At 69.0% G+C, this 1,971-nt stretch carries 1 protein-coding gene and 1 pseudogene; one reads left to right on the top strand and one right to left on the bottom strand.

All coding sequences use genetic code 11. The features are described from left to right. Positions 1 to 35 precede the first annotated feature (35 nt). The gene (locus tag CF68_RS03625) at positions 36 to 956 is read right to left on the bottom strand and encodes a branched-chain amino acid transaminase (protein ID WP_035816115.1); all 921 of its coding nucleotides are present in this window, start codon (positions 954 to 956) and stop codon (positions 36 to 38) included. A 71-nt stretch (positions 957 to 1,027) separates the two neighbouring features. Between CF68_RS03625 and CF68_RS03620 the strand changes: the two are divergent. Further along, a pseudogene (locus CF68_RS03620) lies at positions 1,028 to 1,971 on the top strand (ATP-dependent helicase); the annotation flags it as partial.

Here is a 1,971-nt window from a genome sequence, read left to right as displayed (position 1 = left end):
GGGGGGGGGGCGCAACTGGGGCTGGCAGCCGGTGCTCAGACCAGCGTCAGCCACTTCTTGTACTTTTCTTCGGTGCCGCCCACGGCGGCAAAGAACGTGTCCTGGATCTGCTTGGTGATCGGGCCGCGGCGGCCTTCGCCGATGACGCGGTCGTCCAGTTCGCGGATCGGCGTGACTTCGGCGGCGGTGCCGGTGAAGAAGGCTTCGTCGGCGCAGTACATCTCGTCGCGGGTGATGCGCTTTTCACGTACCTCGATGCCGAGGTCGCGCGCGATGGTCAGGGTGGCGTCGCGGGTGATGCCGTCCAGGCACGAAGCCAGGTCCGGCGTGTAGATCACGCCGTTGCGCACGATAAACACGTTCTCGCCCGAGCCTTCGCTGACATAGCCCTCGGTGTCGAGAAGCAGCGCTTCGTCGTAGCCCAGGCCGGTGGCTTCCTGGTTGGCCAGGATCGAGTTGATGTAGTAGCCGCTTGCCTTGGCGCGCACCAGCGACACGTTGACGTGGTGGCGCGTGAACGACGAGGTCTTCACGCGGATGCCGCGCTCCATGCCTTCCTCGCCCAGGTAGGCGCCCCAAGGCCAGGCGGCAATGGCCACGTGGATGGTGTTGCCCTTGGCCGAGACGCCCAGTTTCTCGTCGCCGACCCACACGATCGGGCGGATGTAGCAGGATTCCAGCTTGTTGGCGCGCACCACTTCGCGCTGCGCCGCTTCCAGCGTGGCCTCGTCGAAAGGCATGACCATCTGGAAGATCTTGGCCGAATTGAACAGGCGCCGGGTGTGCTCGTGCAGGCGGAAGATGGCGGTGCCTTCGGGAGTCTTGTAGGCGCGTACGCCTTCGAACACGCCCATGCCGTAGTGCAGCGTATGCGTCAGCACATGGATCTTGGCGTCGCGCCATTCGATCAGCTTGCCGTCCATCCAAATCTTGCCGTCGCGATCAGCCATCGACATGTCTTTTCTCCCAGCGCCGTCAAATTAGCAAAAACGACATTGTAAGCCGCGGGGGCATGGGTCACAACGCGATGCAGGCGTTGCGGCGGTCTAGAATCCTCTTTTCCGGGCGTTTGCCGCATTTCGGACGCCATTTCCTGCTGTTCCCCCGTTGTTGCACGTTCCCCTACCCCAGAACCGCCGTGCCTTTGACCACACATCCCGGCCATGACGACCTGCCTGAACCCGGCGAGGACGGCGCCAGCCGCGCGCCGGGCCCGGACTGGCAGCAGGCGCTGGCAGCACTGCGTGCACTGGCCGGCGCCGAANCGGGCCGGCGCCGACCCCGCCGCCGGCGCCGAGGCCCGGCGCCTGCTGTGGGCGCTGACGCTGGACGCCGACGGCGTGCCGGGCACGATCGAGCCGCTCGAGCAGGTGCGCGGCGCGCGCGGCTGGGGCAAGCCGAAGCCGGTGCCACTGGCCCGGGTCGCCGAGGACGACCGGCTCGAGCCGTGGGATGCCCGCGTGGCGCGCGCCATCCGCCGCGACCAGTCGCATAACCGGCGCTGCGTGCTGGACCGCGCCGCCGCGGTGATGGCGTTGGTGGGCCACCCGGGCGTGGTGCTGGCGCATGCGCCATCGCAGACGCTGGAGGTGGTCGAGGATGCCCCCGCGCTGGAAGCGGTCCACAGCGCCGGCCGTTATGTGCTGCGCATCTTCCCGCCGGTGCGCGAGGCGCCGGCGATGGAAGCCTTGCTGCCCGCCGCCGCGCGCCAGGAGGCCGAGGCGCTGCGCCAGGTCACAGTGGTGCGCGACGGCCCGCACCGGCTGCGGGTGATCCGCTACACCCCGGCGCAGTTCGATGCCGCGCGGCTGGTCGGCGATGGTCTGGCGATCCCGGAGGACGGACAGGCGCAGCTCGACAAGACCCTGCGCGCGCTGGCGGGCCACTTCCAGGTCCATGCCGACCAGGCCGTCGGCACACGCGCGGTGGAGGCCGAGCCACGGCTGCGCGCCGAGGTGGCGCCGGTGGCCC

It is taken from the genome of Cupriavidus sp. SK-4 (genome assembly GCF_000611125.1).
In the GTDB taxonomy this organism is placed as follows: domain Bacteria; phylum Pseudomonadota; class Gammaproteobacteria; order Burkholderiales; family Burkholderiaceae; genus Cupriavidus; species Cupriavidus necator.
The sequence above is the reverse complement of the archived record's forward strand: the minus strand, read 5'-3'. Positions and strand labels throughout refer to the sequence as shown.